The sequence below is a fragment of the Kitasatospora sp. NPDC059803 genome (assembly GCF_042732255.1).
GTDB lineage: Bacteria > Actinomycetota > Actinomycetes > Streptomycetales > Streptomycetaceae > Kitasatospora.
This window is the reverse complement of the sequence record NZ_JBHWIJ010000543.1, coordinates 1-2152: the sequence shown is the minus strand read 5'-3', so window position 1 is coordinate 2152 and position 2152 is coordinate 1. Positions and strand designations below refer to the sequence as shown.

Here is a 2152-nt window from a genome sequence, read left to right as displayed (position 1 = left end):
GGGGGGGCGCCGCGGGGCGGGGGTGGGGCGGTCGCGGGCGCGCTCGCCGCCGCGGCGGTGAGGCCGACGCCGGCCAGCAGTGCCACCAGGGCGCCGGCTATCGAACGTGCGATCCGGTGAGTCATCGTGCTCCTCGTACGGGTTCTGAGCAGCACAGAGGAGCCTGGCCGACCGGATCCGCTGGTCTGACCAGGTGGTTTTCTCATCTGCGCCTAGTATGCTCCACTGAGTTTCTACAGCGGTGTAAAAGTTTAGCGACGGGCCTGCCCGGATCGGCTCCGGCCCCGGCCACGCACGCCCGCCGGTCCGACGGGGGTTTCGTGGCAACTGTGGAGGATGACGACGTGTCTGGTCGCAGGGGTTCCCCCGGAGCCGGAAAATCGCCGCGCCGGGCAGCCGGCGGCTCGCCGGAGGGCCGCATACCCGACGGCGACATACCCGACGGCCGCGGCCGCACAGCCGAGGAGCGCACCGCGCAGGGCCGCCCGGCGGACGGCGGCCACGCCGGCCAGCCGGATCAGGCAGGCCGGGCCGGTCAGGCCAGCCGTACGAGCCGGGCGAAGCCCAAGGCCAAGCGCAGCACCAAGGAGAAGGTGCTCTGGGCGACGGCCGGCTGCACCGCCCTCCTGGTCCTCGGCGGCTGCGCCGTCTACTACCGCCTGAACAGCAACCTCACCACCTTCGACGGCGACGCCCTCAGCAAGGACCGCCCGGCCGCCGCGGCGCCGGACGCCCAGGGCCGCAGCCCGGTCAACGTCCTGCTGATCGGCTCGGACAGCCGCGGCAACGGCAACAGCGACCTCGGCGGCGGCGGGGACGGCGGCGCCCGCTCGGACACCGCGATCCTGCTGCACGTCTACGCCGACCACAAGCACGCCGTCGGCATCTCCATCCCCCGCGACTCCCTGGTCACCATCCCGGCGTGCAAGCTCCCGAACGGCAAATGGACCAAGGAACAGACCAATGTGATGTTCAACAGCGCCTTCTCGGTGGGCGACACCGACCAGGGCAACCCGGCCTGCACCCAGAACGCCGTCGAGAAGCTCACCAACCTGCGGGTCGACCACACCATCGTGGTGGACTTCAACGGCTTCGCCTCGATGACCAAGGCGGTTGGCGGCGTCGAGGTCTGTCTGCCGAACGACATCCACGAGGGCGATCTCAACCCGAACCTGGGCAAGAAGGGCAAGCTGGTCTTCCCCAAGGGCAAACAGAAGGTGGAGGGCCAGTCCGCGCTCGACTTCGTCCGGGTGCGGCACGGCATCGGCGACGGCTCCGACATCGGCCGCACCAAGCGTCAGCAGGCCTTCCTCTCCTCGCTCATCAAGGAGGTCAAGTCCCGCGGCATGGACCCGACCACCCTGCTGCCGCTCGCCGACGCCGCGACCAAGTCGCTCACCGTCGACCCCGACCTCGGCTCGGCGGCCAAGCTGCTCTCCTTCGCCATGTCGCTCAAGGACGTCAACCTGCACGACGTCAAGTTCGTGACGGCGCCGTGGCGCTACGAGGGCCCGCGGGTCGCCCTGCTCCACCCCGACTCGGACCAGCTCTGGGCCGCGCTCAAGGCCGACCGCACCCTGGACGGCCAGGACGCGAGCGCCACCGCCGCGGACTCCGCCGCGCCGGGCACCCCCGCCGCCGAGGCCACCCCCAGCCCCACCGCCACCACCCCCGTCCCGGACGCCAAGAGCGGCGAGGCCAAGCCCGCCGACGTGAAGGTCGCCGTGCTCAACGGCACCGGCGCGACCGGGCTCGGCGGCAAGGCCGCGGAGGCCGTCAAGGGTGCCGGCTACACCGTGACCAGCGTCGGCAACGCGACCGGCAAGCCGCGCGCCACCACGGTCGTCGAGTACGGCGCGGGCGAGCGCGCCGCGGCCGACGCGGTCGCCAAGCTGTTCCCGGGCGCCACCGTCCAGGCCGGCGGCAAGGGCGTCAGCGTGGTGCTCGGCCACGACTTCGCCGCCGCCAATCCGGCCGGCGCCGCCGACCCGGCCGCCTCCGCGTCGCCCGGCGCCCCGGCCGCTCCGGCCCCGGTGCCCAGCAGCGTCGCCAACGCCGCCCGGTCGGCCGACGACGACCCGTGCGCCAACGTGTCGTACGGCTGACCCGGACGGGACGTACGACGACGGCGGGGCGCCTGCGGATCCTGATC

At 72.8% G+C, this 2152-nt stretch carries 1 protein-coding gene; it reads left to right on the top strand.

Annotated elements, in window-relative coordinates; genetic code table 11:
- Window positions 1–344 precede the first annotated feature (344 nt).
- Window positions 345–2105 carry an LCP family protein gene (locus ACFV6I_RS39315; RefSeq protein ID WP_380431061.1) on the top strand — a complete coding sequence of 587 codons (1761 nt, stop codon included), beginning with the start codon at window positions 345–347 and terminating at the stop codon, window positions 2103–2105.
- Window positions 2106–2152 lie beyond the last annotated feature (47 nt).